The following is a 25,346-nucleotide window of genomic DNA, read 5'->3' on the forward strand; positions in this document are numbered from 1 at the left end:
GCGCGGCCCGAGACGCCTCCGGTCAGCGGAAACTCACGCCGGAACGCTTCGACCCCGACAGGGCACGCGAGCACGCCTCACGGATGATCGCCGAGCCGTATCCGCGTCTCGCGAGATAGGCCGACAGACGTCGCTCGGCCGTCGCCTGATCGAGGGAGCGCAGTTGACCGGCACGCTTCTCGGCGACCACCAGCGCTCGTCGGAGCTCGTCGTCGTCGTCGATGGCCTCGAGGGCCTCGGAGACGATCGAGGCGTCGATGCGTCGCGAGGAGAGTTCGCGGCCGATCACCGCACGGGACTGCCCCTTGCGGGTGTGCAGGCTCTCGACGAGTTGGCGTGCGAGTTCGGCATCGTCGAGATAGCCGCGTCGGCGGAGCTCGGCGAGGACGTGCTCGACCTCGCCGGGTGCGGCGTCGTGGCCGCGGAGGAGCTCCGCGATCTCCCACTCGGAACACCCGCGGCGGGCGAGTCGTCGCACCGCGAGCAGGTCGAGTTCGGCCAGCCGAACCTCCGGATCGACCGGAGCCTCGACCTCATCGGCTTCGGCGCGGTCGTCGGCGTCTTCCGGCGCCTCGACGACCGAGGTCCAGGCGAGCGTCCGCCGGGCGGGCGCGGGTGGTGTCGTCGGGCTGGTCGCCGCCGGGGCATCGCTCGACATGTCGCCCGGCGGGGTGGTCTCCCTCTCGACGCGCTCGGTGGACGTCCGTCGCAACGGAGCGACGGGACGCGCGACGGGCGCGGCCACGAGCGGAGCCTCGTCGGTCTGCCCGACGAACCAGCCGTCGGGTTCTGCCGTCGCATCGGGCGCCTGACGCCGACCGCCGAACAGCGAGGTCACGGGGGCCAAGCGCTCCGACGATTCGTCGGCCGGACCGGCGGGAGGGAAGGAGACGACCATGGTGACCTCGCTGTTCGGGGCGCGCGCTACGCGCTGCGCTTCGCGGCGGACTTCGATGCGCCGGCGGCTGCGAGCTGCGGGGCTCCACCGGTCGCCGCCTCGAGCGCGGCGGCCTCGGCAGCAGCGACCTCGGCTGCGGCGGCATCCGCAGCCTTCTTGGTGGCGGCACCCTCGGCGCCGACACCGAGCTTGCCGAGGATCCGGCGCTCGATCTCAGCGGCGATGTCCGGGTTCTTCAGCAGGAAGTTCCGGGCGTTCTCCTTGCCCTGACCGAGCTGATCGCCCTCATAGGTGTACCAGGCGCCGGCCTTCTTGACGATGGCGTGCTCGACACCGAAGTCGATCAACGAGCCCTCGCGCGAGATGCCCACGCCGTACAGGATGTCGAACTCGGCCTGCCGGAAGGGCGGAGCCATCTTGTTCTTGACGACCTTCACGCGCGTACGGTTACCCACGGCCTCCGTGCCGTCCTTCAGCGTCTCGATGCGACGGATGTCGAGGCGGACCGAGGCGTAGAACTTCAAGGCCTTACCACCGGCGGTCGTCTCGGGGCTGCCGAACATCACACCGATCTTCTCGCGCAGCTGGTTGATGAAGATCATCGTCGTGTTCGTCTGGTTCAGGCCACCGGTCAGCTTGCGCAGTGCCTGCGACATGAGGCGGGCCTGCAGACCGACGTGCGAGTCACCCATGTCGCCCTCGATCTCGGCGCGGGGTACGAGCGCGGCGACGGAGTCGATCACGATGAGGTCGATGGAACCCGAGCGCACGAGCATGTCGGCGATCTCGAGCGCCTGCTCACCCGTGTCGGGCTGGGAGACGAGCAGCGAGTCGATGTCGACGCCGAGCTTCTTGGCGTACTCGGGGTCGAGCGCGTGCTCGGCGTCGATGAAGGCGGCGATGCCGCCGGCACGCTGGGCGTTCGCGATGGCGTGCAGCGTGAGCGTCGTCTTACCCGAGGACTCAGGCCCGTAGATCTCGACGATGCGGCCTCGCGGGAGCCCTCCGATGCCGAGCGCGACGTCGAGGGCGATCGAGCCGGTGGAGACGACCTCGACCGGTGCACGCTCGTCGCTGCCGAGGCGCATCACCGAGCCCTTGCCGAACTGACGGTCGATCTGGGCGAGTGCGGTTTCGAGGGACTTCTCGCGTTCAGCTGGACTTGGCATGGTGTGCTTCTCTCTGCTCGGTGTCGGGTGCCTATAGGCTGTCGCCGCGTGTTCCGGGACCCGCTTCTGCTGAAGATCGGGGCCCGAGGGCGACAAGGCGTCGGTCGTTCCTGGTGTCTCCGACGGTACGCGCCACCACCGACATGCGCCGGTGGACGACCCGATCCGTGCAGAACGCACTCACGAATGATCCTGTGGAGGACACTAGCACCACTAGAACGGATGTTCGATACCGATCGGGCGGCGTGTCGAAGACCACTTCGCCCGTGAGGCGGGACGCGTCACGCGCCCGGCTGCAGCCGTCCGACACCGTGGCGTCGCTCGTCCGGCACGTCGGTCGCGGTACACAGCGCGATCCAGACGTCGCGGGGCGGGACACCCGCGCGCAACGCCTCCTCGGCGGTCTTCGAGCCGAACTCGGTGAGTCCGAGGTCACCGGTGAGCACCGCTCCGTACGCCACACCGAACTCGTCGGCCACGGCCGTCCTGAACTCACTCAGCTTCATTCCTGCTCCTGTCCCTTCCTCCGTCGTCCGTCCGGACGCGGAAACGCCCCGGGAGAGGGATCCCGGGGCGTTCTGCTGCCGTGCTCGCTCGATCAGCGGGAGACGAGTTCGTCCAGCTCGTTGACCAGTTCGTCCGGAACGGTGTCCGGGATGTTCGGGGAGAGACCCTCGATGACCGCGAGGCGGTCGCCGACCTCTCGCATGATGACGGAGATGGGGGTGTCGAGGGCGTCGGCCACCGAGGCGAGGATCTCGCTCGATGCCTCCTTCTGGCCTCGTTCGACCTCGCTCAGGTATCCGAGTGCGACGCTCGCCTTACTCGCCACCTGGCGCAGCGTGCGACCCTTCTGCAACCGGAAGTCCCTCAGCACGTCGCCGATCTCTTGACGGACTAGAACCACGTGACCCTCCCTCTGTGCTCTACGACCTCGTGTCGTACAGCGCTCTGCTTCTGCAACGCGGATTCACGTCGTCCCAGCTGATCGCCGTCTCGTTCGTGGATGGCCAACATTACAACCACCGTATGCCGAACAGTAACCAGGATCACTGGGCTTTTCTTGTGAATACGTCATCTGTAACGCGATGGAAACGGACGGTATTCCGCCGATCGGAGTCGGCGTTCACTGGAGTGCGCCGAGTTCGCGAACGAGCGCCTCCAACGCGAGCTCGACGGTCCGGTGTCGGATCTCCTGACGGCCTCCGTCGAGGGTGAGCGGCACCACCCGTCCGCCCGCTCGCGTCACGATGCCCACGAAGACCGTCCCGACGGCCTGGCCGTCCTGCGGGTCCGGTCCGGCGACGCCGGTCGTCGCGATACCGACGTCGGCTGGAAGCCCGTCGATCGCCAGGGCACGGCGCGCGCCGTCGGCCATCTGCAGGGCCACCTCCGGGTGCACGGCACCGTGGAGCGCGAGGAGGCCGGCGTCGACTCCGAGCAACGAGTGCTTCAGGCGGGTGTCGTAAGCGACCACACCGCCTCGGACCGTCGCGGACGCGCCGGGGACGCTGATGAGCGCCGCGGCCAGCAGCCCGCCGGTCAGGGACTCCGCGACACCGATCGTCAACCGGGCGTCGATGAGGGCGTGGACCGCCGAGGCGGCACCGGCGTCGGCCGACTCGACGGCATCGGACGTCATCGCTCGACCTGCCGGTCGGCGCGCGACCCGCGAACGGCGGTGACGACGTAGTCGATGCCGCTCGCGATGGTCAGGAGCACGGCGATGGTCATGAACACCGCGTTCACCCAGAGCACCCAGTCACCGAGGAGCACCCAGAACGGCGCGAGGGCGAGCGAGATCGCGACGGCCTGCGCCAGGGTCTTGAGCTTCCCCATCCACGCGGCGGCGACGACATGGTCGGAGATCACGATGAAGCGATGGACGGTGATGCCGATCTCGCGCACGAGCACGACGATCGTGACCCACCACGGCAGTTCGCCGAGGATCGACAACGCGACGAGCGCTCCACCCGTCAGCACCTTGTCGGCGATCGGATCGAGGATCTTGCCGAGGTCCGTCACGAGGTTGCGACTGCGGGCGATGTGTCCGTCGATGCCGTCGCTCGCGATCGCGACGACGAAGAGCAGTGCCGCCCACCACCGCAGTGCGCCGTCGGAACCGTCGTCCGCCAGCAGCATCCACATGAACACGGGCGCGAGCACGATCCTCGCCACGGTGATCGCGTTCGGGAGGTTCCAGTTCGAGATGCGCGGCTCAGCAGCCGACGCGTTCGATGCCGTCATGTCTACTCCCGACCGGTGAGACTCCAGGCGTCTTCGTCAGAACCGCCCTCGACCTCAGGATAGTCCTGGAACTGGGCCTCGACCGGGTCCGCGCCGTAGGGGTCGGGCTCGACGCCGCCGACAGCGCCGACGACCGGAGCGGCCGCAGCTGCTGTCGATGCCGCCGCCGCGGGGGCCGGAGCGGCCGAGCCGTCGTCCTCGCCGCGCAGGCGGGCCAGGACCCCCGGCAGCTGCTCGGCGGTGACGAGGACGTCTCGGGCCTTCGAACCCTCGGAGGGGCCGACGATCTCGCGGGACTCCATGAGGTCCATGAGCCGGCCGGCCTTCGCGAAACCGACCCGGAGCTTCCGCTGCAGCATCGAGGTCGATCCGAACTGCGTCGACACCACGAGCTCCGCTGCTGCGAGCAGCAGTTCGAGGTCGTCGCCGATGTCCGCGTCGATCTCCTTGCGCTCCGCGACGGCCTGGACGTCCTTCCGGTACTCCGGCCGCGCCTGGTTGGTGACATGCTCGACGACCCGCTGGATCTCGTTCTCGCCGACCCAGGCACCCTGCACGCGGATGGACTTGTTCGCGCCCATCGGCAGGAACAGGGCGTCACCCTGGCCGATGAGCTTGTCGGCGCCCGGCTGGTCGAGGATGACCCGCGAGTCGGTGACGCTCGTGACGGCGAAGGCGAGGCGGGAGGGGACGTTCGCCTTGATGAGGCCGGTGACGACGTCGACCGACGGACGCTGCGTCGCGAGGACGAGGTGGATACCGGACGCACGGGCCAGCTGCGTGATGCGGACGATAGAGTCCTCGACGTCGCGGGGCGCGACCATCATCAGGTCGGCGAGCTCGTCGACGACGACCAGCAGGTACGGGTAGGGCTTCAGCACGCGTTCGCTTCCCGCGGGGAGGACGATCTCGCCTGCCACGACGGCCTTGTTGAAGTCGTCGATGTGCCGGTAGCCGAAGCTCGCGAGGTCGTCGTACCGCATGTCCATCTCCTTCACGACCCACTGCAGCGCTTCCGCCGCCTTCTTCGGGTTCGTGATGATGGGCGTGATGAGGTGAGGGACGCCCGCGTACGGCGCGAGCTCGACGCGCTTGGGGTCGATGAGGACCATGCGCACCTCACTCGGCTTGGCGCGCATGAGCAACGAGGTGATCATCGAGTTGACGAAGACCGACTTGCCGGAGCCGGTCGACCCGGCGACCAGGAGGTGCGGCATCTTCGCGAGGTTCGCGACGACGTAGCCGCCGCCGACGTCCTTGCCGACGCCGATCGTCATCGGGTGGTTGCTGTTCGTGGCCGCCGTCGACCGCAGGATGTCGCCGAGGGTGACGATCTCGCGGTCGGTGTTCGGGATCTCGATACCGATGGCGCTCTTCCCCGGGATGGGCGAGAGGATGCGGACCTCGTTGGACGCCACGGCGTAGGAGAGGTTCTTGCTGAGCGCCGTCACGCGCTCGACCTTGACGCCCGGGCCGAGCTCGATCTCGTACTGCGTCACGGTCGGGCCGCGGGAGAATCCGGTGACCTTCGCGTCGACGCCGAACTGGTCGAGGACGCTCGTGATCGCGGCGACCGCTTCGTCGTTGGCCGCGCTGTGGGTCTTCGCGGGCTCCCCCGCAGCCAGCGTCCCTGCGGACGGGAGACGGTAGGGCGTGTCGTCCTGGCCCTGCTGCGCCATCGGGCGCGCCGAGAAGTCGATCTGGTCGGGTGCACCGAGGAGCGCGGGGTCGAGGTCTTCGATGACCTCCGTCGCGCCGGGGATGCTGTCGTCGTGCAGACCCGTCTGCGGCTTGATCTCGCCCGTGTTGAACCGCTTGACGGCGCTCTCCGCCGCTTCGAGGTCGCCGAGGAGCTCGGAGCCGAAGGCGTCGTGCGCCGGCGCGGCTTTCGGCGACGCGGTAGGCGCGGCCACCGGTTCGAGCGGCGAGTCGAATCCGCCGGACGGCTTCTCGAGACCGAGGAGCTCGGTCATGTTGTCGCCCATGAGCGGGTCCTCGAACGTCGGGTCGTCCTCGCGGCGGCTCGTGTTGCGACGCCACCACGGCAGGGCCGCCGGCTCGTCGGGTTCCTCGTCGAGGTCGTCGAGTCGCTTCGTCCGCGCACGCTTCAGCTCTGCGGGCTCTCCCTCAGGTGCCTCCGGCTGCTCGCCGAACATCCAGGTGGAGAACTGCCGCACGCGGGCACCGACGCGGTTCGGGGGCGTCTTCGTCACGATGAAGAGACTGAGGAGGACCAGGAGCGAGATGAGGACGGTCGCGCCGATCGGGGTGATGATCGCGGCGAGCGGAGCGCCGAGGATCCACCCGAGGAGACCGCCGGCCTGCGCCAACGCGGGCAGGCCTTGACTCGGGTTCGGCTGGCCACCGTGGATGTGGCAGAGCGCCGAGATGCTGATCAGGAGCAGACCGAGGCCGATGCTGATGCGGCCGTTGTCGTCGACCGAGGCCGGGTGCCGGAACAGCCAGACCGCGAAGACGATCATGATGACCGGGAGCACGAAGGCGAGTCGGCCGAAGAGGCCTCCGAACGACCAGGCGTCGAAGGTCTGGGCGACCGGGTCGGCCGCGCCGAACCACTCGACGACGGCACCGACGACGGCGAGCAGGAAGAGCAGGAAGGGGAAGCCGTCGCGACGGTCCTCCTTGGCGATGCGCTCGGGACCGAGGGCGCGGACCGCTCCACCGACGCCGTGCGCGAGACCGAGCCACATCGAGGTCAGCACACTGCGCTGCTCCTCGGCGGCCGGATAGGCGACGGTCTTCTGCTGCTTCGTCGTCGACGCGCCCGCCTTGGGGCCGGCTTTGGTGTTCGTCTTCGTGCTCGTGGTGCGCGACGAAGCGCCGCTCGGCGAGGAAGCGCTGCGCGAACGGCTGGTCGAGTTGGAACGTGCGGCCATGCGTTCACGGTACTCGTCGCCACCGACGCAGCCCGGCAAGCTGGCGGGGTGTCCACGATCCGCGATCCGCCGGGCGGTCAGCGCAGATTCAGGACCATCGTGTCGCGGCTCCCCCGCCGGTCCACGGTCGCGAACCCCTCGGTGCGGTACAGCGAGACGGCGTGGTTCGCCCGCTCCACGCTCAGGCTGATGCGCTGGTACCCGGCCGCTCTGGCGAGCTGCACGGTCGCGCGGAGCAACTGCCGTCCGACGCCCTGTGCGCGGTGGATCGGACTGACCCCCAGGATGAGTTCGGGGACGCCGCCCGCCACGTACCCGAACCCGGGTGCGTCGGACGGGAAGAGTCGATACCAGCACGCCCCGACCGGCGCACCGTCCTGCCCGACGGCGACGACCCCGGCGTCGCCGGGGCGACGCCACCCGTGCACGTACCGGGTGTGCTGCGCATCGGCGAGGACGGCGGACCGGGGACGGGGCGCGACGGCGTTCCAGTTGGCCGCCTCGACCATCATGTCGGTGAGGACGCGCACATCAGCCACCGCGGCTTCGCGGATCGAGTAGACCGCCATGGACGGATGGTACGCCAACGGTGTTTCGAGCAGATGACGCGTGAGGGGTCGCCGGCGCTCAGTACCGGATGGCGTCGATCACCTTCACGCGGACGGCGACGAGCGCCGGGAGGAGCCCGGCGATCGCGCCGACGGCCGTCGCGCTGACCAGCCCGAGGACCGCCGCCTCGATGGGGAACGGCGGGAAGTCCGTCACGAGCCCTTGACCGATGAACTGCTCGACGATCGGACTCTTCACGACGGCGACGGCGAGCATGACACCGATCACCCCGGCGACGAAGGTGGCGACGACACTCTCCATCATCACGGCGAAGAACACGCGCGGCGCGGTCGCCCCGAAACTGCGTCGGATCCCGATCTCGCGGATGCGCTGGCGGACGGTGACGAGCGAGAGGTTGATGAGCCCGAGGGCTCCGAGCAGGAGGATGAGTCCGGCGACGGCACCGACCACGAGCTTCAACGACAGGAGCGGGTCCTCTCCTGTCTGGCCGAAGTCGTTGCGGAACACCTCGACGCCGTACGCGTCGCCGAGTTCGGCACGCAGGTCGGACTGGATCCGCTGGATGAAGGCCTCGGCGTCTGCGTTCGGGACCCAGAACTCGAACTGCGGCAGCTGACCGGGCTGGCCCATGCCCTCCTCGGCGCCGGCCGCCGGACCGATGAGCGCCGTCCCTGCGGGCAGGATCGACAGCTGCGGTTCGGTGTCCCACTCGTTGCTGGCGTACACCCCGACGACCACGGCCGTGACCGGATGTTCACCGTGGACGGTGACCGTCGGGTGCGTCTCGATGGGCGGCGACCCGAGGCGCTGCCAGAACGCCGGGTTCACGACGATCGCGGGTGCGAGGCGGTCGCCGTCGTCCTCCTGGAACCAGGTGCCCTCGTCGAGTCTGATGCGGTGCATCTCGCCGTAGGGGACGTCGACGACGGTCGCGGGTACCGGCACGGTCCCGTCGGCGAACTGCACGTTCAACTGGGTGCTACCGGATTGCGAGACGTACCCGATGCCGTACCGCTCGGCGAGGTCGTGCACCGCCGTGATGTACAGCTCAGGGTCGGGCTGCTCCGCTCCCGTGCCGTAGACCGACGCCATGAGCGTGGCGGGTCGGCCGCCGTAGCGTTCCTGCGACTCGGTCTGGGCCTGCGCCGCGAGCGACGACATGCCGACCATGCTCGTGAGGGCGCACACCGCGACACCGACGCCGATGAGCGAGAGGATGACCCGGCCACGATGGATCCGCAGCTCCTGGGCGGCCTCGACGACCGCTCCGACGATCGAGGTCAGGATCCTAGACATCCGTGGCCTCCAGTTCGTGATCGGGGGTGAGCACGCCGTGATCGAGACGGTGGTGGGTCGTCGCGAGTCGGGCGATGGCCCGGTCGTGGGTGATCGTCACGAGGGCGGCCCCCGTGGAGGACGCCACCTCATCGAGCAGGGACATGACGGAGGTGCCGGTCTCGACGTCGAGTGCGCCGGTCGGCTCGTCCGCGAGGATGAGCCGTGGCCCACGGACCAGTGACCGTGCGATGGCGACGCGCTGCTGTTCGCCGCCGGACAGTTTCGTGGGCATCGCGTCGAGGCGGTCGCCGAGTCCGACGCGTTCGAGCATCGCGGCGGCGATCTCCCGACGGCGCCAGAACGAGCGTCCGCCGGCATACAGGAGCGGCGTCGTCACGTTCTCGAGCGCGGTCCGGCCGGGCAGGAGGTTGAACTGTTGGAAGACGAATCCGATCTGGGCGCCGCGCAGTCGGTCGCGCGCACCGGAGCCGAGGCGTTCCGCCGGTCGACCGTCGAAGACGAGCGACCCGGAGGTCGGCTTGTCGAGCAGGCCGAGGAGGTTCAGGAGCGTCGACTTGCCCGAACCCGATCGGCCGACGATGGAGACGCGATCACCCTCGTGCACCTCGAGGTCGACGCCGTCGAGGATCGTCAGCGGCGGCGCGTCGGGGATCTGGACGACCCTGGTGACGCCGCGGAGCTCGAGGAGCGTCACCCGACCGACCCGTCGCAAGCCATGCTGCCGTCCGGAAGCGGCGTGCACCCCTCGGGCGCGGGCGCGACGGCTCCGGGGACGAACTGGAGCACCGAGTCGCCTTCGGCGACGCCGTCGACGATCTGCACCTGCTGCCCGTCGTTCAGTCCCAGCGTGACCGGCCGTTCCTCCTGGGCGCCGTCGGCGCCGACGACCCAGACGGTCCCGGTTCCTGCCGAACCCTTGACGGCGGTCGTCGGGAGCACGAGGACGTTCTCGGCGACACCGCCCGCGAGTTCGATCGTCGCGGCGAGTCCGGCGAACACCCGGACATCACCGGGCACGGCGCAGGTGACGGAGGTTCCGCTGCCACCGGGTGTCTGCCCGGATCCACCGCCCGTCGTCGGCTCCTCCTCGTCGCCGCCGCTCGACGGCGTCGTGACGCGAACGGCCGGACAGACGAACGGGGCCGGGCCGCCGTTGATGGTGACCGTCGCCTCGCCGGGGATGGTGAGCAGACGGTACTGCTTGTCGGCGCTCAACGCCCCGGTGATGGAGAACGTGGCCGGCGACACCTGCGCCACCGCGTCGCCGATCTGGACCGACTGCCCGTGGATGAGCTTGACGTTGCCGAGGGTGCCCGCGACCGGCGCGGTCACCTGCACGTACCGCTCCTTGCCCTCCTCGTCGATCGTCTTGACGTCGAGGATGGGATCACCCTCCGCGAGGACGGCCCCCTTGGCGGCGAACACCTCGTCGACGGTGCCGGCGACGGTCGACTTCGCCGTGCTGGCCGGGTCGGCGACGACCTGGCCCTCCACCGAGACGGTGTTGACCACGGTGCCGAGCGCCGCCTGGACCTGTGGTTCCACGAGGCTCCCGGTCGGCTGCGTCGGCCCTTCCTCCTGCGGTGCGTCCGGGAAGAACGCGACCTTCACGAGCGCCACCGCGATCGCGGTGAAGACGAGCAGTTTCAGAATGGGGAACACCCAGGTGCGGACAACGCCCACGCCGACCTCCGGAATCCACCGCAGTCGGAGTGACGAGCGGCCATAGGAGCTTCCAAGGTAGCAACGCGGAAGGCGGCCGGACATCACCCTCGCGGATGATGTCCGACCGCCTCCTGGCGGGTGGGACCGAGCTGACCCGTCCGGTGATCAGGCCTCGATGACGAGCGGGACGATCATCGGGCGGCGACGGAAGGACGTGTTGACCCAGCGGCCCACGGTCCGACGGATCACCTGCGACAGCGCGTGCGTGTCGCGGACGCCGTTCTCCGCCGCCTCGGCGAGTGCCTTGGCGACCTTCGGCTTGATGTCGGCGAAGACCTTGTCGTCCTCGGCGAAGCCCTTCGCGTGCACCTCGGGGCCGGAGATGATGTGCCCGGTCTTCGAGTCGACGACGACGATGACCGAGATGAAGCCCTCCTCCGCCAGGATGCGACGGTCCTTGAGGTCGGCGTCGGTGATCTCGCCGACGGTCGAGCCGTCGACGTAGACGAGCCCGACGTCGAGCTGCCCGACGACCTTCGCGACGCCGTCCTTCAAGTCGATGACGATGCCGTCCTCGCCGATGAAGGTGTTCTGCGCCGGGACTCCGCTGTCGATCGCGAGCTTCTGGTTCGCGACGAGGTGACGGTACTCGCCGTGGACCGGGAGCACGTTCTTCGGCTGAAGGATGTTGTAGCAGTACAGCAGCTCACCGGCGGCCGCGTGACCGGAGACGTGGACCTTCGCGTTGCCCTTGTGGACGACGGTGGCGCCGAGCTTCGTCAGGCCGTCGATGACCCGGTAGACCGCGTTCTCGTTGCCCGGGATGAGGCTCGAGGCGAGGATGACGGTGTCGCCCGGGCCCGGTTCGATCGCGTGGTCGAGGTTCGCCATCCGGCTGAGGACGGCCATCGGCTCGCCCTGTGACCCGGTCGACATGTAGACGATCTTGTCCTCGGGGAGGTCCTTCGCCTTCTTGTAGTCGATGAGCAGGCCCTCGGGGACGTTCAGATACCCGAGGTCGGCTGCGATACCCATGTTGCGCACCATGGACCGACCGAGGAACGCGACCCGCCGGCCATGGGCGTGAGCCGCGTCGAGGACCTGCTGGACGCGGTGCACGTGACTCGAGAAGCTCGCGACGATGACGCGGCGCTCGGACTTCGCGATGACCTGGTCGAGGACCGGCCCGATGGACCGCTCGAGCGGCGTGAATCCCGGAACGTCGGCGTTCGTCGAGTCGACGAGGAAGAGGTCGACGCCTTCTTCACCGAGGCGGGCGAAGGCGCGGAGGTCCGTCAGGCGGCCGTCGAGCGGCAACTGGTCCATCTTGAAGTCACCGGTCACGAGGACCGTGCCGGCGTCGGTGTCGATGAACACCGCGAGCGCGTCCGGGATCGAGTGGTTGACCGCGACGAACTCGAGGTCGAACGGCCCCAGCGCCTCGATCTGCCCCTCCTTCACCGGCAGGGTGTAGGGGACGATGCGGTGTTCCTTGAGCTTCGCCTCGATGAGCGCGAGCGTCAGGCCGGAACCGATCAGCGGGATGTCCTTGCGCAGCTTCAGGAGGTAGGGCACGGCGCCGATGTGGTCCTCGTGACCGTGCGTGAGCACGACCCCGACGATGTCGTCGAGCCGGTCCTTGATGGAGGTGAAATCGGGAAGGATCAGGTCGACGCCCGGCTGGTGTTCTTCGGGGAAGAGCACGCCGCAGTCGACGATCAGGATCTTGCCGTCGATCTCGAAGCAGGTCATGTTCCTGCCGATCTCGCCGAGTCCTCCGATGGGGATGACGCGGAGCGTCCCCGGTTCGAGGACTGGCGGATCGATGATGGTATTGGGCATGTAGCCCCCCTCTGGTTTGTCTAGCGAGTCGTACCGGCGACCTTGGGCAGCGCGCCACCGGCGGCGGCGTTGCGGTCTGGCCGGAAGTTGCGGAAGTCGACGCCTGGGATGTCCTTCACCAGGTCGATCTCATCCTCGATCTGCGCGGCCTCCCACTCCTCCGGACCGACCAGCGGAAGACGCACCCGCGGGCTCTGGATCCGGCCGAGGCCGTGCAAGATGTATTTGGCGGCGACGGTGCCGGGGACGTGGGTCATGACCGCGCGCACGAGCGGCTCGAGCTGCCGGTGCGCGGCGGTCGCCGCGACGAGGTCGCCGGAGTTCACCGCGTCGACCATGTGTCGGTAGGGCGTGGGCGCGATGTTGGCCGTGACGCCGATGAGGCCGGTGCCGCCGATGGCGAGCGTCGGCAGCGCGTTGGCGTCGTCGCCCGCGAAGTACATGAGGTCCGTCTGGTTCATGACCCGGCTCACCTCACTGAGGTCGCCCTTGGCATCCTTCACCGCGAGGATGTTCGGGTGCTTGGCCGCACGCAGGATCGTCTCGTAGGTGATGGGGATGCCGGTCCGCCCCGGGATGTCGTAAAGGATGACGGGCAGATCCGTGGAGTCGGCGATCATGCGGAAGTGGGTGAGCACGCCGGCCTGGGTGGGCTTGTTGTAGTACGGGGTGACGATCATGTTGCCGTCGGCGCCCGCCTGCTCGCTCTTCTTCGCGAGCTCGATCGCGTGGGCCGTCTCGTTGGAGCCACCACCGGTGATGATCTTCGCGCGCCCGCCCGCGACGGCCTTGCCGACCTCGACGAGCTTCACCTTCTCCGGGTCCGTCAGCGTCGACGTCTCACCCGTGGTGCCGGTGACGACGATGCCGTCGGCCCCCGCGGTCACGACGTCGTCGATGTGTCGCTCGACGGCCTTCCAGTCGACCTCGCCGTCGGCGGTGAACGGCGTCACCAGGGCGACGAGGACTTGACCGAAGGGGTTCTCTGCACGCGACACGCTCTCAGGCTATCGGGTTTCCCTCGTGCGGGTCACCATCCGCACAGGCGTCACCTCGCGTCACAGAGGCTCAGGGACCGGTACCCGGACCTTATGCTGACGGACACCATGCACCCGACGGCCGCCCTCTCGCTGATCCTCGTCCTCGTCCTGTCCACGACGGCGGTGGGTCTGATCGTGCGTGCACGGAGCGGGCGTGCGACGCACCGCACCGACGGCGACCGCCTCTCGCCGGCGGCACTCGGGACGACCACTCCGCTCGGCCGATCGGCCACCCTGGTGCAGTTCAGCACCGAGTTCTGTGCCCTGTGCCCCGGCACCAGACGACTGCTGCACGAGCTGGCCGACGGGGAGGCGGGCGTGGGCGTCCTCGACGTCGACCTGACCCACCGTCCCGACCTCGCGGACCGCTTCGCCGTCCTGCAGACGCCCACCGTCCTCCTCCTCGACCGCGCCGGGATCGTGCGCGGTCGGTTCTCCGGGGCCGCACGCCGTGCGGTGCTCGCCGGCGAGCTGCGATCCGTCCTCGGGAGACCGGCATGACCTCGAACCCTGCAGCAGCACAGCCGACCGGCATCGACCCGCGCAGCCCGCGGTTCGGCGCGACCGTGACCGCCGTGCTCCTCCTCGTCGCCGTCTTCCTCGCGCTGACGGCGCCGCTCGCCGACACGCCGCCCGCGCGGGCCGGCCAACCGGCCTTCGTCCTCGTCGCCGTCATCGCAGCCCTGTTCGCGTGGGGCGCGTTCGCCGGGATCCGACGCCACCCGTACGGCGTCGTCTTCCGACACCTCATCCGCCCGAGGCTCGGCCCGCCCACCGAACTCGAGGCACCTGAACCACCGACCTTCGCCCAGGGCGTCGGCCTGGTGGTGGTCGCGATCGGACTCGTGCTGCACCTCATCGGGGTGCCGGGATCCCTCGCCGTCTCCGCCGGTGCCGCGTTCGTCGCCGCATTCCTCAACGCGGCGTTCGGGTTCTGCCTCGGCTGCCGCCTGTACGTGCTCCTCCTCCGCGCCCGTGTCATCGGGCGACAGGCGTGACGGCGGCCCGAAGCACCTGACGACACCGTTTGTCGACGGGGTGACCGTCCAGGTCGATCCGGTTAGGCTGACCCCACGAACACCAGCGCCGATGCGCTCCTGCACGGCCCGACGATGGAGGTTGCACCATGGCGGTAACAAGCGAAGCCACGACGGTCTGGAACGGCACGCTCTTCGAGGGATCGGGGCACACGAGCCTCGACACCTCCGAGGCGGCCGAGTTCGCGGTCGACTGGAAGGCACGCTCCGAGGGATCCAACACGACGACGACCCCGGAGGAACTGCTCGGGGCTGCGCACGCCTCCTGCTACTCGATGGCGTTCGCCAACGAACTCACGAGCGCCGGATTCCCGCCGGAGCGCATCCAGGCGACCGCAGCGGTCTCCTTCACCCCCGGCACCGGCATCACCGGCAGCCACCTGCTCGTCAGCGCGGTCGTGCCCGGCATCTCCGAGGCCGACTTCGAGCGCATCGCCACGGCGGCGAAGGACGGCTGCCCGGTCTCGCAGGCGCTCGCCGGCATCCCGATCACCCTCGAAGCCAGCCTCGCGTAACCACCGTCCAGCAGCACGACCAGGAAGGCGACGCGCATGCGCATCGTGATCGGCGGGGCCTCCGGGCTCATCGGAACGGCGCTCGGGCGCTCCCTCGAGACCGACGGTCATGAGGTCGTCCGGCTCGTACGACGTCCGGCGCGCGGTGCCGGCGAAGCGGAGTGGGATCCGCTGGCAGGAACGCTGGACCCGCGAGTCCTGAGCGGCGCCGACGCGGTCGTCAACCTCTCCGGCGCCTCCCTCGGCAAGCTGCCGTGGACGGCGGCCTACCGATCCACGATCCTCTGGTCACGACTCAGCGCCACCCGGACCCTCGTCGACGCCATGAACCGGGCGGAGCAGCCACCGGCCGCCTTCCTCAGTGGTTCGGCGGTCGGGTACTACGGCGACCGTCCCGGAGAGACCCTCACGGAGGACTCCTCCAGAGGGGCCGGATTCCTCGCCGACGTCGTCGTCGCCTGGGAGGACTCGGCGCTCGCGGCGCTCGACGCCGTCCGCACCGTGCTGCTCCGCAACGGCATCGTCGTCGACCTGGCAGGCGTGCTCAAGCCGCTGGCACCGCTCACCAGGTTCGGGGTCGCCGGTCCGCTCGGTTCGGGCCGCCAGTTCTGGCCGTGGATCGGGCTGCAGGACGAGGTCCGGGCGATCACCCACCTGCTGACCTCGACGCTCTCCGGACCGGTGAACCTGTGCGGTCCGCAGGCCGCCCGCGCCGACGACCTCATGTTCGAGCTCGCCAGACGGATGAACCGGCCCTATCTGCTGCGCGTCCCGACGTTCGCCCTGAAGGCTCTCCTCGGCGACGCCGCCGACGGACTGCTGCTGAGCGATCAGCGCGTCGAACCTCGTCGGCTCTTGGACGACGGCTTCACGTTCAGCACGCCGACCGTCGAGCAGGCGTTGGCCGAAGCACTCGCCCGCGACTGAACGACGGGACGCCGCCGCTCCGGTCAGCTCCGCGAGAGCCGGATCGCCTGTCGGATGGCCTGCCGTGCGCGGCGGCGGTCTCCGGCACCGTCGTAGACGAGTCCGAGGCGGTACCAGGATCGCCAGTCGTCGGGAGCGGCCTCGGCCGCGTCGCGGTACTTCGGGAACAACTCGTCTGCGGCATCACGCATCGGCCGGCCGCTCTCGCGGGTCTCGACCTGCTCGGGCGGAAGGCCGCCCTCGGCCTCGAGGCGGACTCCGAGTCGCTCGGCGCCCAGCCCGAAGGCGATCTCGCGCCAGAGCGCCCAGACGCCGAGGATAGGCAGGACGATGAGCGCCGCACCCATGGCGACGCCGACAGGCTCGCCCGTGCCGAGGAGGACGACGGCACGGTACCCGACGAGGACGATGTAGAGGACGAGCAGGGCCGCGATGACCGCGACCATGACGCGGGTCTTCACAGGGCGCTGGCCGCCGCGGCCTGGCCGGAGACGTGCTCGGGCGCCCCCTGGGCGGGCCGCCGACCCGCCGGCCCTGGGCGATCGAGTCCGAGGTCGAGCAGACTGTCGAGACCGACGGTGACCCCCTGGGCGTCGCGGGCGGCGACGAGGGCGAGCCGGATGCCCCGCTCGTAGGATGCGGGCGAGATCGTGTCGTGCGTGATCGTGACGAGTTCGTCGACGCCACCGAACACGACCTCCTGGCGGGCGACGACGCCCTGGAGCCGCAAGCTGTGGATCGGGATGCTCGAGACCTGCTGTCCCCTCGCCCGCTGGTCGGTGTGCGGAGCGGCGACGGGCCCACGGTCGCCACGCGCGGCCATCATCAACTCGGCGGTGCGCACGGCGGTCCCGGAGGGCGAGTCCACCTTCGTGTCGCGGTGGGACTCGATGATCTCGATCGAATCGAAGAAGCGCGCAGCGACGGTCGCGAGACTCGTCGACAGGACGGACCCCAGCGAGAAGTTGGGGATGATGACGACGCCCTGCTCGGGCAGCTCGGCGAGCCGGCGGTCGAGTCGCTGGATACGCTCGGCCGACCAGCCGCTCGTCCCGACGAGCACGTTGATCCCCTGAGCGACGGCGTGGTCGACGATCCGCTGGCTGACACCCGGGACCGTGACGTCGACGACGAGGTCCGCCTCGTCCATCTCGCTCAGCTCGCTCGAGGAACCGAGCGATGCGACCAGCTCGAAGTCGTCGAGTGAACCGATGATGCTGGTGAACAGTCGGCCCATCTTGCCGCTCGCGCCGGCCAGCGCCACTCGTGTCGTCATGCCCTCAGCTTACGTGCTGCCCGTCCGGGAGGAGGCGGGCCGCCGACTAGACGATGTGCGGCTCGGGAAGTCCCGTGCGGAGTTCCATGGGGAGGTGCGCGAGGTCGTTGTGGGTGATGAGGCTCCACGGACGCCCGGCGCGCTGGTGCAGCACCGTCAGTCCGCCGTTGGCCTGGTTGATGCTCACCCAGCGCCATGCGGGCGCCTGGAGCGCCTCGCGGACGAGCCACCCGATGACGAAGTTGTGCGTGATGAGCAGCTCGTGATGGTCACCGCGCTTCGGCGAGAGGAACTCGGCCGCGGCGTCGGCCATCTGCGCTTCGCCCGCCTCGATCTCCGCCTCGGTGATCGAACCGAAGAAGGGGTCGAACGCCGACGGCGTCTCCGGTGTGCGACCGCTCGGGACACAGTCGAAGAGCAGCGACGACGGCTCCGGTGTGACGGCCGGCATCCGCTCGGCGATGATCTGGGCGGTCTCCGCGGCACGCTGCAACGGCGAGTGCCACGCCGCGGTCATCGGGACACCGCCGAGGCGCTCCGCGAGCAGCTGCGCCTGGCGCCGACCGCGTGCCGACAGCGGTCCGTCGGGCAAGCCGTGCTCAGCGTGTTGCTGCTCGCCGTGTCTGACGAGATACAGGTAATGGGACATTCAACGCACCCCCGCGATGATCGGAGCGAAGGTGTCCTCGTCGACGGCTCCGACCGCCGACACCGTGATGGGCTGCGCGGCGAGGTGCTGCGCGAGCTGCTGGACGTCGTCCTGACCGACCGACTGCAGGCGACGGATGCTCTCGTCGAGGTCGATGAACTCACCGAGGGTCAGCTCCGCTCGACCGAGGCGGCTCATACGCGAGTCCGAATCCTCCAGCGCCAGCGCCGAGGCGCCGCTCAGCTGCCCGAGCGCGCGCGACAACTCCTCGTCCGTCACGCCGTGCTCGGCGAGCCGGTGGAGCTCGGCGAGCATGAGTTCGGCGACGGTCGCCGCCTTCGCCGTGGAGCAGGCTGCAGCGAGGCCGAAGACGCCGGCGTCCGAGTAGCTGCCGGCGAACGAGTACACCGAGTAGGCGAGCCCGCGTCGTTCGCGGATCTCCTGGAACAGGCGGCTGGACATGCCGCCGCCGAGGATGGAGTTGAGCATGCTCATGGCGAATCGTCGCTCATCGCCTGCGATGAGGCCCGCTCCGCCGATCTGCAGGTGGACCTGCTCGGTGGGACGGTGCACGACCGAGAGGGGCGAGCCTCCGACGATGGCAGCAGGAGCGAGCGTCCGACGCGCGACCGGTGCGGCCACCGCGTCCGCCGGCCAGCCCGCTTGCACGAGCGCCTCGGACACCTGGGCGACGAGCGCGTCGTGGTCGACCGCGCCGGCCGCCGTCACGATGACGTCGTTCGCGCGGTAGTTGGCCCGGTAGTGCGCCACGACGGCGTCCCGGCCGACCTCGATGATCGACTGCGGGTGACCGCCGATCGGACGCCCGAGCGGGTGCTCGCCGAGCACGCGCTCGAAGAACCGTTCGTTGGCGACGTCCCCCGGATCGTCGTCCATCATCGCGAGCTCTTCGAGGATGACGCCGCGTTCGTTCTCGAACTCCTCCGGGTCGAGCAGCGAGGAGGTGAGCATGTCGGTGATGACGTCCACCGCCATCGGCAGGTCGCGATCGCGCACCTTGGCGTAGTAGCAGGTGTGCTCTTTGGCCGTGAGCGCGTTGTGCTCGCCGCCGACGGCGTCGAAGGCGACCGCGATGTCGAGGGCGGAACGCGACGGCGTGCCCTTGAACAGGAGGTGCTCCAGGAAGTGCGTGGAGCCGAAGGTCGCCGGTCGATCAGCGGTCGCCGGTTGTTCGTCGCGGGAACCGACGGCCACCCAGTAGCCGATCGTGGCGCTGCGGCTGCCCGGCATGTGTTCACTCAGGATGCGCAGCCCGTTGGGCAGGACCGTCCGGCGGACGAGCGCGTCCCCGGATGCGGTGAACGCGAGCTCGGGACGAGTGAGCGGAAGGTCGACGGCGGCGTTCATCACCCCAACCATACGTCAGGTTCCCGGGCGTCGCGCGCGAGCGTCGGTGCACGGGCGCCCGCCGGTCGACTCAGCGCAAGCGACCCGAGACGCGGTCGAGCTCGAGGATCTGCCCACGACTCAGCCGCACGTCGGCCGCCGCGATGAGCGAGTCGACGTGAGCCGGCTGGGACGCGCTCGCGATGGGCGCGACGACGCCGGGACGTGACATGGCCCAGGCGAGCGCGGCCGAGGCGACCGTGCAACGGTTCTCCTCCGCGATCTCGTCGAGGACGTGCAGGACCCGCAGACCACGGCGGTGGAGATGGGTCGCGGCGCGACTGCCGCGGGTGCTCGGGTCGAGGTCGGAGCGGGTTCGGTAGCGGCCCGTCAGGAACCCGTTCGCGAGGGCGAAGTAGGGCAGGACACCGAGGTGCTGGGCCGTCGCGACGAGCGCGAGGGTGCTCTCGTACGGCTCCCGGTGCATGAGGCTGTAGTGCGTCTCGAGCGCGACGAACTGGGTGAAGCCGCTCGCCGAGAGGATCCGCGCCTCCATCAGCCGCTCGGGGGTCGTGTTCGAGGTGCCGAGGTAGCGGACCTTGCCGGTCTCGATCAACCAGTCGACCGTCCCGAGGCTGTCCGCCAACGGGATGCTCGGGTCGTCGTCGTGGAAGGACAGCAGGTCGATGTGGTCGGTCTGCAACCGTTCGAGCGCCGCCTCGACCGCACGGATGATGCTCACCGAGCCGAGACCCGGGTAGTCGGGGTGCCGGCCGATCTTCGTCGCGACGACCATGTCGTCCCGGTTGCGGCGCTTCCGCATCCAGTTGCCGATGAGGATCTCGCTGCGTCCGCCAGCGTAGCTGTCGGCGGTGTCGACCATATTGCCGCCGGAGTCGTGGAATCGATCGAGGATGTCCGACGTCGTGTCGGGGTCGACGGTCCAACCGAACACGCTGCCGCCGAGCACGACCGGGAAGACCGACAACTCGGAGTCGCCGATCGTGCGCCTCGGTGCCTCCGACGGCTCGGGGTCCTGGACGGGCGTCGGGAAGGATGGGTGCGGGACGAGCTGCTCGGGACGCCGACTCGCGTCGTCGTCGACGCCGTCCGCTGCTCCACCGACGAGAGAACTGCCACGGGTGCTCGACGAGCGCCAGAGGTGTGGCATCCCCTGCCCCTCTCTCGGTCCGCCGACCGGTGACGCGCTGCACCGTCGGGATCCGTGCGTGGAGCGACGGGCCGGTGCTTGCTCACCAGGCTAGAGGAGACCGGCGACTTCGGCTGGACGACATCACGACCGGGTGGCAACTGATTCGTAACGATTGCTGGAGTCGGTCGATCACCTCGGATCGACGGTCACCTCGGCACGGGCGAGCACGAGTCGCGCGTGCCGCAGGAGCGGCTCGTCGACCATGCGTCCCTCGTGCCGGAACACGCCGGCCGCTCCCGCTGCGGCGTCGAGCAGGGCCTGCGCCGCTGCCACCGACCGGGGGTCCGGGCGGTAGGCGGCGCGAACGGTCGGGACCTGTCCCGGGTGGATGCAGGCGGAGGCGATGCAGCCGACGGCGGCCGCGTCCGCCGCCTCGTCCGCGAGCCCGTCGAGATCGTCGATGTCGAGGTGGACCGCGTCGATCGCGGCCACCCCGGCGGCTCCCGCGGCGAGCAGCACCGAGGAGCGAGCCTGTCGGACGACGTCGCGGTATCGCCCGTCGGCCAGTCTGCTACTCGTGCCGCCCAGGGAGGCGATGAGGTCTTCAGAGCCCCACATGAGCGCGAGGACCGCAGGATGGGCGGCCAACGCGGGTGCCTGCACGACACCGGCAGCGGTCTCGCACAGCGCGATGATCCGGACGTCCGGGATCGCGTCCACGAGCCGGTCGAGCGCCGCGGTCGTCTCCGTCTTCGCCAGCATCACCGTGCGATAGGCGGTGTCCGCGAGTGCCGCGACATCGTCGTCGAAGTCGACGGTGCCAGCCGGGTCGACCCGGACGACCGTGCGTGAGGGATCGAGCGGATGGTCGACGATCGCCCGGCGGGCGGCCGGCTTGTCGGCCGGGGCCACGGCGTCCTCGAGGTCGAGGATGACGGCGTCCGCGCGCGCGGCCGCTTTCGCGAAGCGGTCGGGGCGGTCCGCCGGGACGAAGAGGATCGCCGGCCCCAGGTCGAACGCCGCGGCGCCGGTCACGATGCACCCGAGCACTGGACGAGCGTGCTCCTGGTCGCGGTCGCGACGACGACGCCGTCCTGGTTCCGACCCGTGTGGAGCAGGGTGACGACACCCTCGCCCGGCCTCGACGACGACAGCCGTTTGGCCGTCACGAGCGTCTCGGCGTACAGCGTGTCGCCGTGGTGCATCGGATTCGGGAAGGCGACGTCGGCGAAGCCCAGGTTCGCGACGATCGTCTGCTCGGTGAGCTGCGCGACCGACAGCCCCACGAGCGTCGAGAGGGTCAGCATCGAGTTCACGAGCCGTTCCCCGAAGGGCCCGGTCGCAGACCACGCGGCATCCACGTGCAGTGATTGCCCGTTCATCGTGAGGGTCGAGAACAGGACGTTGTCGGCTTCTGTGAGGGTGCGCCCGGGGCGATGGCGGTAGGTCGCACCCACCACGAACTCCTCGAAGTACAGACCTCGCTGCTCGATCACGGGGCCGGACGACGTCTCGGACGAGTCGGTCATCATGACCTCACGACGCGAAGCCGAGTTCGCGGGCGATGATCATGAGCTGCACCTCGGTGGTGCCCTCACCGATCTCGAGGATCTTCGAGTCCCGGTAGTGCCGCGCCACCGGGTTCTCGTTGAGGAACCCGTAGCCGCCGAAGATCTGGGTCGCGTCGCGGGCGTTGTCCATCGCGGCCTCCCCGGCGACCATCTTCGCGATGGAGGCCTCCATCTTGTAGGGCGCTCCCCGGAGCATGCGCGACGCGGCGTCGTAGTACGCCTGCCTGGCGGTGTGGACCCGCGCCTGCATCTTCGCGATCCGGAAGGCGATCCACTGGTTGTCGCCGATCGCCCGACCGAACACGACCCGCTCCTTGGCGTAGCGGATCGCCTCCTCGAGGCAGCCCTGGGCTGCTCCGACGGCGAGCGCGGCCACGGCGATCCGTCCACCGTCGAGCGCGGTGAGGAAGTTGGCGTATCCGCGCCCGCGTTCGCCGAGCAGGTTGCCCTCCGGTACACGGACGTCCTCGAACCGCAGCGGGTGGGTGTCGGAGGTGTGCCAGCCGACCTTGTCGTAGGGCGGTAGCGCGGTGAAGCCCGGCGTCGGGACCGGCACGAGGATCGACGACAGCTCCTTCGTCACCCGGCCGTCGGATCGGACCCGCTCCCCCGTGACGGCCGTGACCGTCACGAGACGGGTGATCTCGCTCCCGGAGTTGGTGATGAACTGCTTCGTGCCGTTGATCACCCACTCACCGTCGACGAGCTCGGCGGTGGTCTCCGTCGCGCCTGCATCACTGCCGGCACGCGCCTCGGTGAGACCGAAGGCGGCGAGCGCCTGCCCGCTCGCGAGCTGCGGGATCCATTCCTCGCGCTGGGCGTCGGTGCCGTACAGGTAGATCGGCATGGCTCCGAGGCCGACGCCGGCCTCGAGGGTGACGCCGATGCTCTGGTCGACGCGTCCGAGCTGCTCGACGGCGAGGCAGAGCGCGAAGTAGTCCATCCCCCCGCCGCCGAGTTCCTTCGGGAACGGCAGCCCGAAGAGTCCCAGCTCCCCCATCTGCGCGATGATGTCGTACGGCAGACGCCGTTCCGTGTCGTACTGGTAGGCGGCGGGCGCGACGACCTCGTCGGCGAACGCCTTGACCGTGTCGACGATCCGCTGGTGCTCGGGGCTGAGCTCGGTGTTCATGCTGATGCTCCGTTCGTGGGTGCTGCATCGGTTGGGGCTGCGTTCAGGTGGGCTGCGACGTGGTCTGCGGCGATCGTCGCGACCGACTGACGGGTTGCGACCGTGCCACCCGTGGAGACGTGGAGGGTGACCGTGCCGTCGGTCGTGGCGGTGAGGAGGTGCTCCATCTTCATCGCTTCGACGGTGACGAGCGGCTGACCGGCGGTGACGGCGTCGCCGCTCGTGACGTGCACCGCAGTGACGGTGCCGGGCATCGGCGTCCGCACCTCCGGATCGACCGCACCGGCCGCAGTCGGATCCCCGCCGGCTGGGAGCGCCTCACGCGGGACCACCTCGACCACACTGATGGCACCGTCGAGTGCGATCCATCGTTCGTCCCCCACACGGACGGTCTCCAGGAGGGTGCTGACACCGCCGTGCTCGAACCGCAGGGTGCCGTCCGACCGGCTGAGGACCGCGGCCCGCGTCGGTGCCGCGTCATCGACGGAGACGCTCGCGTCGTCGCTCGAGCCGCGCACCTCGATGCGGACGATGCGTCCGTCCTCCAGTCGCAGGTGCTGTCGCGTCGGTGCTGCCGCGCCGAGGCGCCACCCACCCGGATCCGACCACGGCGTCCCGAGTCCGGCGGTCCGCGCTTCGGCCTTGCATCGCCGGTCCTCCGTTTCGGCGAGCGCCGCGGCGGTCAAAATCCGCTCGGACATCGAGTCGGACGGACGGTCGTCGAGCAGTTCGGCGATGAGACCGGTGTGCAGCCGTCCCGCGACGACGTCCTCGTCGGCGAGGAGCCGCCGGAGGAAGCCGAGGTTCGTGCGGACACCGAAGACCACCGTCGCCGCGAGCGCGGCGTCGAGTCGCCGGAGCGCGGTCCCGCGATCCTCGGCCCAGCACACGATCTTCGCGAGCATCGGGTCGTACCACGGGCCGACGAACTGCCCGGCGACGATGCCGCCGTCGACGCGGACCCCCGGCCCCTGCGGCAGACACACCCGTTCGAGCACCCCGGTCTGAGGCAGGAAGCCGCTCGACGGGTCCTCCGCGTACAGCCGCGCCTCCACCGCGTGACCACGCAGGACGACCTCCTCCTGCGTCATCGTCAGCGGTTCACCGGCGGCGACGCGCACCTGCCACTCCACGAGGTCGAGCCCCGTGACGAGCTCGGTGACCGGATGCTCCACCTGCAATCGCGTGTTCATCTCGAGGAAGGCGAACTCGTCGGGTCGGTCGTCGGCGACGAGGAACTCGACGGTCCCCACCCCTCGGTAGCCGACGCTCCGGGCGACCGTGCAGGCCGCCTCGCCGAGTCGCGCCCGCTGCCGGTCGTCGATGAGCGGCGACGGGGACTCCTCAATCACCTTCTGGTGCCGACGCTGGAGCGAGCACTCGCGCTCCCCGAGGTGCACGACCGCACCGTGGGCGTCCGCGAGCACCTGCACCTCGATGTGCCGGGGTCTCGTGACGAACCGCTCGAGGAGGAGCGTGGCGTCGCCGAAGGCCGCCTCGGCCACCCGGTGCGCGGAGGCGATGGCCGATGGGAGCTCCTCGGCGCGTTCCACCACCTGCATCCCCTTGCCGCCGCCTCCGCCCGCCGGCTTGACGATGAGCGGGAAGCCCATGGCGACGCCGGCACGGACGAGCGCGTCGTCGTCGAGCGAGGCGTCGGCGACGCCCTCGATGATCGGGACGCCTCGAGCCGCGACGTGCTCCTTCGCCCGGATCTTGTCGCCCATGAGGACCAGGGCGCGCTCGTCCGGTCCGATGAAGACGATCCCGGCAGCGGCGAGCGCCCCCGCGAGCGCGGGTTGTTCGGACAGGAAGCCGTAGCCCGGGTGCACCGCCTCGGCCCCGGTCGTGACGGCGGCCCGGACGACGGCGTCGACATCGAGATAGCTGTCCGAGGCCGGCGCGGGTCCCAGGCGGACGGCGCGGTCCGCGAGCCGGACATGCGGGGCGTCGCGGTCGGCGTCGCTGAAGACCGCGATGCTCTCGATGTCCATCGCTGTGAGCGTGCGGATGATGCGACAGGCGATCTCGCCGCGGTTCGCGACGAGGACGGAGCGGAAGGGACGCGCGGATGCCTGGCCCGGCCGGTTCGGTGTCTGGATCGTCATGCCG

26 protein-coding genes are annotated in these 25,346 nt (G+C 69.8%); 4 read left to right on the forward strand and 22 right to left on the reverse strand.

Annotated elements, in window-relative coordinates; translation table 11 throughout:
• Positions 1 to 22: 22 nt before the first annotated feature.
• From BWO91_RS11710 to dapA, 13 genes are all read right to left on the reverse strand, one after another.
• Positions 23 to 898, reverse strand: a complete 876-nt coding sequence (locus BWO91_RS11710; protein WP_079002685.1) for a regulatory protein RecX — start codon at positions 896 to 898, stop codon at positions 23 to 25.
• A 26-nt stretch (positions 899 to 924) separates the two neighbouring features.
• A complete protein-coding gene (gene recA / locus BWO91_RS11715) occupies positions 925 to 2,067 on the reverse strand; it encodes a recombinase RecA (RefSeq protein WP_079002686.1) in 1,143 nt (380 codons plus the stop codon).
• Positions 2,068 to 2,348: 281 nt separating this feature from the next.
• Positions 2,349 to 2,573, reverse strand: a complete 225-nt coding sequence (locus BWO91_RS11720) for a DUF3046 domain-containing protein (protein WP_064294442.1) — start codon at positions 2,571 to 2,573, stop codon at positions 2,349 to 2,351.
• Between the two features lie 92 nt (positions 2,574 to 2,665).
• Entirely contained in the window at positions 2,666 to 2,974 is a 309-nt protein-coding gene (locus BWO91_RS11725; protein ID WP_056012120.1) for a helix-turn-helix domain-containing protein, read from the reverse strand.
• 219 nt (positions 2,975 to 3,193) lie between these two features.
• Positions 3,194 to 3,709: a CinA family protein gene (locus BWO91_RS11730; RefSeq protein ID WP_079002687.1), complete on the reverse strand. Its 516-nt coding sequence runs from the start codon at positions 3,707 to 3,709 to the stop codon at positions 3,194 to 3,196.
• The gene (gene pgsA / locus BWO91_RS11735; protein ID WP_071262308.1) at positions 3,706 to 4,314 is read right to left on the reverse strand and encodes a CDP-diacylglycerol--glycerol-3-phosphate 3-phosphatidyltransferase; all 609 of its coding nucleotides are present in this window, start codon (positions 4,312 to 4,314) and stop codon (positions 3,706 to 3,708) included. Before pgsA ends, BWO91_RS11730 begins: the two co-directional genes overlap by 4 nt.
• A gap of 2 nt (positions 4,315 to 4,316) precedes the next feature.
• Positions 4,317 to 7,211: an FtsK/SpoIIIE family DNA translocase gene (locus tag BWO91_RS11740; RefSeq protein ID WP_079003951.1), complete on the reverse strand. Its 2,895-nt coding sequence runs from the start codon at positions 7,209 to 7,211 to the stop codon at positions 4,317 to 4,319.
• A gap of 77 nt (positions 7,212 to 7,288) precedes the next feature.
• A complete protein-coding gene (locus BWO91_RS11745; RefSeq protein ID WP_064294446.1) occupies positions 7,289 to 7,780 on the reverse strand; it encodes a GNAT family N-acetyltransferase in 492 nt (163 codons plus the stop codon).
• Between the two features lie 58 nt (positions 7,781 to 7,838).
• Complete coding sequence (locus BWO91_RS11750; RefSeq protein WP_139205492.1) at positions 7,839 to 9,077, reverse strand: ABC transporter permease; 1,239 nt, start codon at positions 9,075 to 9,077, stop codon at positions 7,839 to 7,841.
• Complete coding sequence (locus BWO91_RS11755; protein WP_064294447.1) at positions 9,070 to 9,774, reverse strand: ABC transporter ATP-binding protein; 705 nt, start codon at positions 9,772 to 9,774, stop codon at positions 9,070 to 9,072. Before BWO91_RS11755 ends, BWO91_RS11750 begins: the two co-directional genes overlap by 8 nt.
• Positions 9,771 to 10,763, reverse strand: coding sequence for a hypothetical protein (locus BWO91_RS11760; protein ID WP_071262310.1), 993 nt, complete (start codon positions 10,761 to 10,763; stop codon positions 9,771 to 9,773). The genes BWO91_RS11755 and BWO91_RS11760 overlap by 4 nt, the downstream gene beginning before the upstream one ends.
• A gap of 147 nt (positions 10,764 to 10,910) precedes the next feature.
• Complete coding sequence (locus BWO91_RS11765) at positions 10,911 to 12,587, reverse strand: ribonuclease J (RefSeq protein WP_064294449.1); 1,677 nt, start codon at positions 12,585 to 12,587, stop codon at positions 10,911 to 10,913.
• Positions 12,588 to 12,607: 20 nt separating this feature from the next.
• Complete coding sequence (gene dapA, locus BWO91_RS11770; RefSeq protein WP_064294450.1) at positions 12,608 to 13,585, reverse strand: 4-hydroxy-tetrahydrodipicolinate synthase; 978 nt, start codon at positions 13,583 to 13,585, stop codon at positions 12,608 to 12,610.
• 93 nt (positions 13,586 to 13,678) lie between these two features.
• Here dapA and BWO91_RS11775 point away from each other — a divergent pair, with 93 nt between their 5' ends.
• The 4 genes from BWO91_RS11775 (at position 13,679) to BWO91_RS11790 (ending at position 16,106) form a co-directional block, all read left to right on the forward strand.
• Positions 13,679 to 14,128 (forward strand): TlpA family protein disulfide reductase, encoded by a 450-nt coding sequence (locus BWO91_RS11775; RefSeq protein ID WP_231884286.1) that lies wholly within the window; start codon positions 13,679 to 13,681, stop codon positions 14,126 to 14,128.
• Positions 14,125 to 14,625 (forward strand): DUF4395 domain-containing protein, encoded by a 501-nt coding sequence (locus BWO91_RS11780; protein ID WP_079002689.1) that lies wholly within the window; start codon positions 14,125 to 14,127, stop codon positions 14,623 to 14,625. Before BWO91_RS11775 ends, BWO91_RS11780 begins: the two co-directional genes overlap by 4 nt.
• A 128-nt stretch (positions 14,626 to 14,753) precedes the next feature.
• Positions 14,754 to 15,179 (forward strand): OsmC family peroxiredoxin, encoded by a 426-nt coding sequence (locus BWO91_RS11785; protein WP_064294452.1) that lies wholly within the window; start codon positions 14,754 to 14,756, stop codon positions 15,177 to 15,179.
• A gap of 36 nt (positions 15,180 to 15,215) precedes the next feature.
• Positions 15,216 to 16,106: a TIGR01777 family oxidoreductase gene (locus BWO91_RS11790; RefSeq protein ID WP_079002690.1), complete on the forward strand. Its 891-nt coding sequence runs from the start codon at positions 15,216 to 15,218 to the stop codon at positions 16,104 to 16,106.
• Positions 16,107 to 16,129: 23 nt separating this feature from the next.
• Here the strand turns inward: BWO91_RS11790 and BWO91_RS11795 are convergent, their stop codons facing one another.
• The 9 genes from BWO91_RS11795 to BWO91_RS11835 all read right to left on the reverse strand — a co-directional run bounded on the left by BWO91_RS11795 (position 16,130) and on the right by BWO91_RS11835 (position 25,342).
• Positions 16,130 to 16,552, reverse strand: coding sequence for a hypothetical protein (locus BWO91_RS11795; protein ID WP_399543085.1), 423 nt, complete (start codon positions 16,550 to 16,552; stop codon positions 16,130 to 16,132).
• 11 nt (positions 16,553 to 16,563) lie between these two features.
• Positions 16,564 to 17,382, reverse strand: a complete 819-nt coding sequence (gene dapB / locus BWO91_RS11800; protein WP_079002692.1) for a 4-hydroxy-tetrahydrodipicolinate reductase — start codon at positions 17,380 to 17,382, stop codon at positions 16,564 to 16,566.
• A 46-nt stretch (positions 17,383 to 17,428) separates the two neighbouring features.
• Positions 17,429 to 18,031 (reverse strand): histidine phosphatase family protein, encoded by a 603-nt coding sequence (locus tag BWO91_RS11805; protein WP_071262315.1) that lies wholly within the window; start codon positions 18,029 to 18,031, stop codon positions 17,429 to 17,431.
• The gene (locus BWO91_RS11810) at positions 18,032 to 19,399 is read right to left on the reverse strand and encodes a M16 family metallopeptidase (protein ID WP_071262316.1); all 1,368 of its coding nucleotides are present in this window, start codon (positions 19,397 to 19,399) and stop codon (positions 18,032 to 18,034) included.
• Between the two features lie 70 nt (positions 19,400 to 19,469).
• Positions 19,470 to 20,549 carry an aldo/keto reductase gene (locus tag BWO91_RS11815; RefSeq protein ID WP_079002693.1) on the reverse strand — a complete coding sequence of 360 codons (1,080 nt, stop codon included), beginning with the start codon at positions 20,547 to 20,549 and terminating at the stop codon, positions 19,470 to 19,472.
• A gap of 171 nt (positions 20,550 to 20,720) precedes the next feature.
• A complete protein-coding gene (locus BWO91_RS11820) occupies positions 20,721 to 21,566 on the reverse strand; it encodes an HpcH/HpaI aldolase/citrate lyase family protein (RefSeq protein ID WP_079003952.1) in 846 nt (281 codons plus the stop codon).
• Complete coding sequence (locus tag BWO91_RS11825; RefSeq protein ID WP_071262384.1) at positions 21,563 to 22,060, reverse strand: MaoC family dehydratase; 498 nt, start codon at positions 22,058 to 22,060, stop codon at positions 21,563 to 21,565. Before BWO91_RS11825 ends, BWO91_RS11820 begins: the two co-directional genes overlap by 4 nt.
• 7 nt (positions 22,061 to 22,067) lie before the next feature.
• On the reverse strand, positions 22,068 to 23,234 hold the full coding sequence (locus BWO91_RS11830) for an acyl-CoA dehydrogenase family protein (protein WP_064294458.1): 1,167 nt from the start codon (positions 23,232 to 23,234) through the stop codon (positions 22,068 to 22,070).
• Complete coding sequence (locus BWO91_RS11835) at positions 23,231 to 25,342, reverse strand: acetyl/propionyl/methylcrotonyl-CoA carboxylase subunit alpha (protein WP_079002694.1); 2,112 nt, start codon at positions 25,340 to 25,342, stop codon at positions 23,231 to 23,233. Before BWO91_RS11835 ends, BWO91_RS11830 begins: the two co-directional genes overlap by 4 nt.
• Positions 25,343 to 25,346 lie beyond the last annotated feature (4 nt).

The sequence above is a fragment of the Plantibacter flavus genome, assembly GCF_002024505.1.
Taxonomy (GTDB): Bacteria; Actinomycetota; Actinomycetes; order Actinomycetales; family Microbacteriaceae; genus Plantibacter; species Plantibacter flavus_A.

Bases quoted from the DNA above. Each gene is read 5' to 3' on its own strand.
- BWO91_RS11710 (WP_079002685.1), bottom strand. From the start codon at position 898: ATGGTCGTCTCCTTCCCTCCCGCCGGTCCGGCCGACGAATCGTCGGAG.
- recA (WP_079002686.1), bottom strand. From the start codon at position 2,067: ATGCCAAGTCCAGCTGAACGCGAGAAGTCCCTCGAAACCGCACTCGCC.
- BWO91_RS11720 (WP_064294442.1), bottom strand. From the start codon at position 2,573: ATGAAGCTGAGTGAGTTCAGGACGGCCGTGGCCGACGAGTTCGGTGTG.
- BWO91_RS11730 (WP_079002687.1), bottom strand. From the start codon at position 3,709: ATGACGTCCGATGCCGTCGAGTCGGCCGACGCCGGTGCCGCCTCGGCG.
- pgsA (WP_071262308.1), bottom strand. From the start codon at position 4,314: ATGACGGCATCGAACGCGTCGGCTGCTGAGCCGCGCATCTCGAACTGG.
- BWO91_RS11740 (WP_079003951.1), bottom strand. From the start codon at position 7,211: ATGGCCGCACGTTCCAACTCGACCAGCCGTTCGCGCAGCGCTTCCTCG.
- BWO91_RS11745 (WP_064294446.1), bottom strand. From the start codon at position 7,780: ATGGCGGTCTACTCGATCCGCGAAGCCGCGGTGGCTGATGTGCGCGTC.
- BWO91_RS11750 (WP_139205492.1), bottom strand. From the start codon at position 9,077: ATGTCTAGGATCCTGACCTCGATCGTCGGAGCGGTCGTCGAGGCCGCC.
- BWO91_RS11765 (WP_064294449.1), bottom strand. From the start codon at position 12,587: ATGCCCAATACCATCATCGATCCGCCAGTCCTCGAACCGGGGACGCTC.
- BWO91_RS11775 (WP_231884286.1), top strand. From the start codon at position 13,679: ATGCTGACGGACACCATGCACCCGACGGCCGCCCTCTCGCTGATCCTC.
- BWO91_RS11780 (WP_079002689.1), top strand. From the start codon at position 14,125: ATGACCTCGAACCCTGCAGCAGCACAGCCGACCGGCATCGACCCGCGC.
- BWO91_RS11785 (WP_064294452.1), top strand. From the start codon at position 14,754: ATGGCGGTAACAAGCGAAGCCACGACGGTCTGGAACGGCACGCTCTTC.
- BWO91_RS11790 (WP_079002690.1), top strand. From the start codon at position 15,216: ATGCGCATCGTGATCGGCGGGGCCTCCGGGCTCATCGGAACGGCGCTC.
- BWO91_RS11795 (WP_399543085.1), bottom strand. From the start codon at position 16,552: ATGGTCGCGGTCATCGCGGCCCTGCTCGTCCTCTACATCGTCCTCGTC.
- dapB (WP_079002692.1), bottom strand. From the start codon at position 17,382: ATGACGACACGAGTGGCGCTGGCCGGCGCGAGCGGCAAGATGGGCCGA.
- BWO91_RS11805 (WP_071262315.1), bottom strand. From the start codon at position 18,031: ATGTCCCATTACCTGTATCTCGTCAGACACGGCGAGCAGCAACACGCT.
- BWO91_RS11810 (WP_071262316.1), bottom strand. From the start codon at position 19,399: ATGAACGCCGCCGTCGACCTTCCGCTCACTCGTCCCGAGCTCGCGTTC.
- BWO91_RS11815 (WP_079002693.1), bottom strand. From the start codon at position 20,549: ATGCCACACCTCTGGCGCTCGTCGAGCACCCGTGGCAGTTCTCTCGTC.
- BWO91_RS11825 (WP_071262384.1), bottom strand. From the start codon at position 22,060: ATGACCGACTCGTCCGAGACGTCGTCCGGCCCCGTGATCGAGCAGCGA.
- BWO91_RS11830 (WP_064294458.1), bottom strand. From the start codon at position 23,234: ATGAACACCGAGCTCAGCCCCGAGCACCAGCGGATCGTCGACACGGTC.
- BWO91_RS11835 (WP_079002694.1), bottom strand. From the start codon at position 25,342: ATGACGATCCAGACACCGAACCGGCCGGGCCAGGCATCCGCGCGTCCC.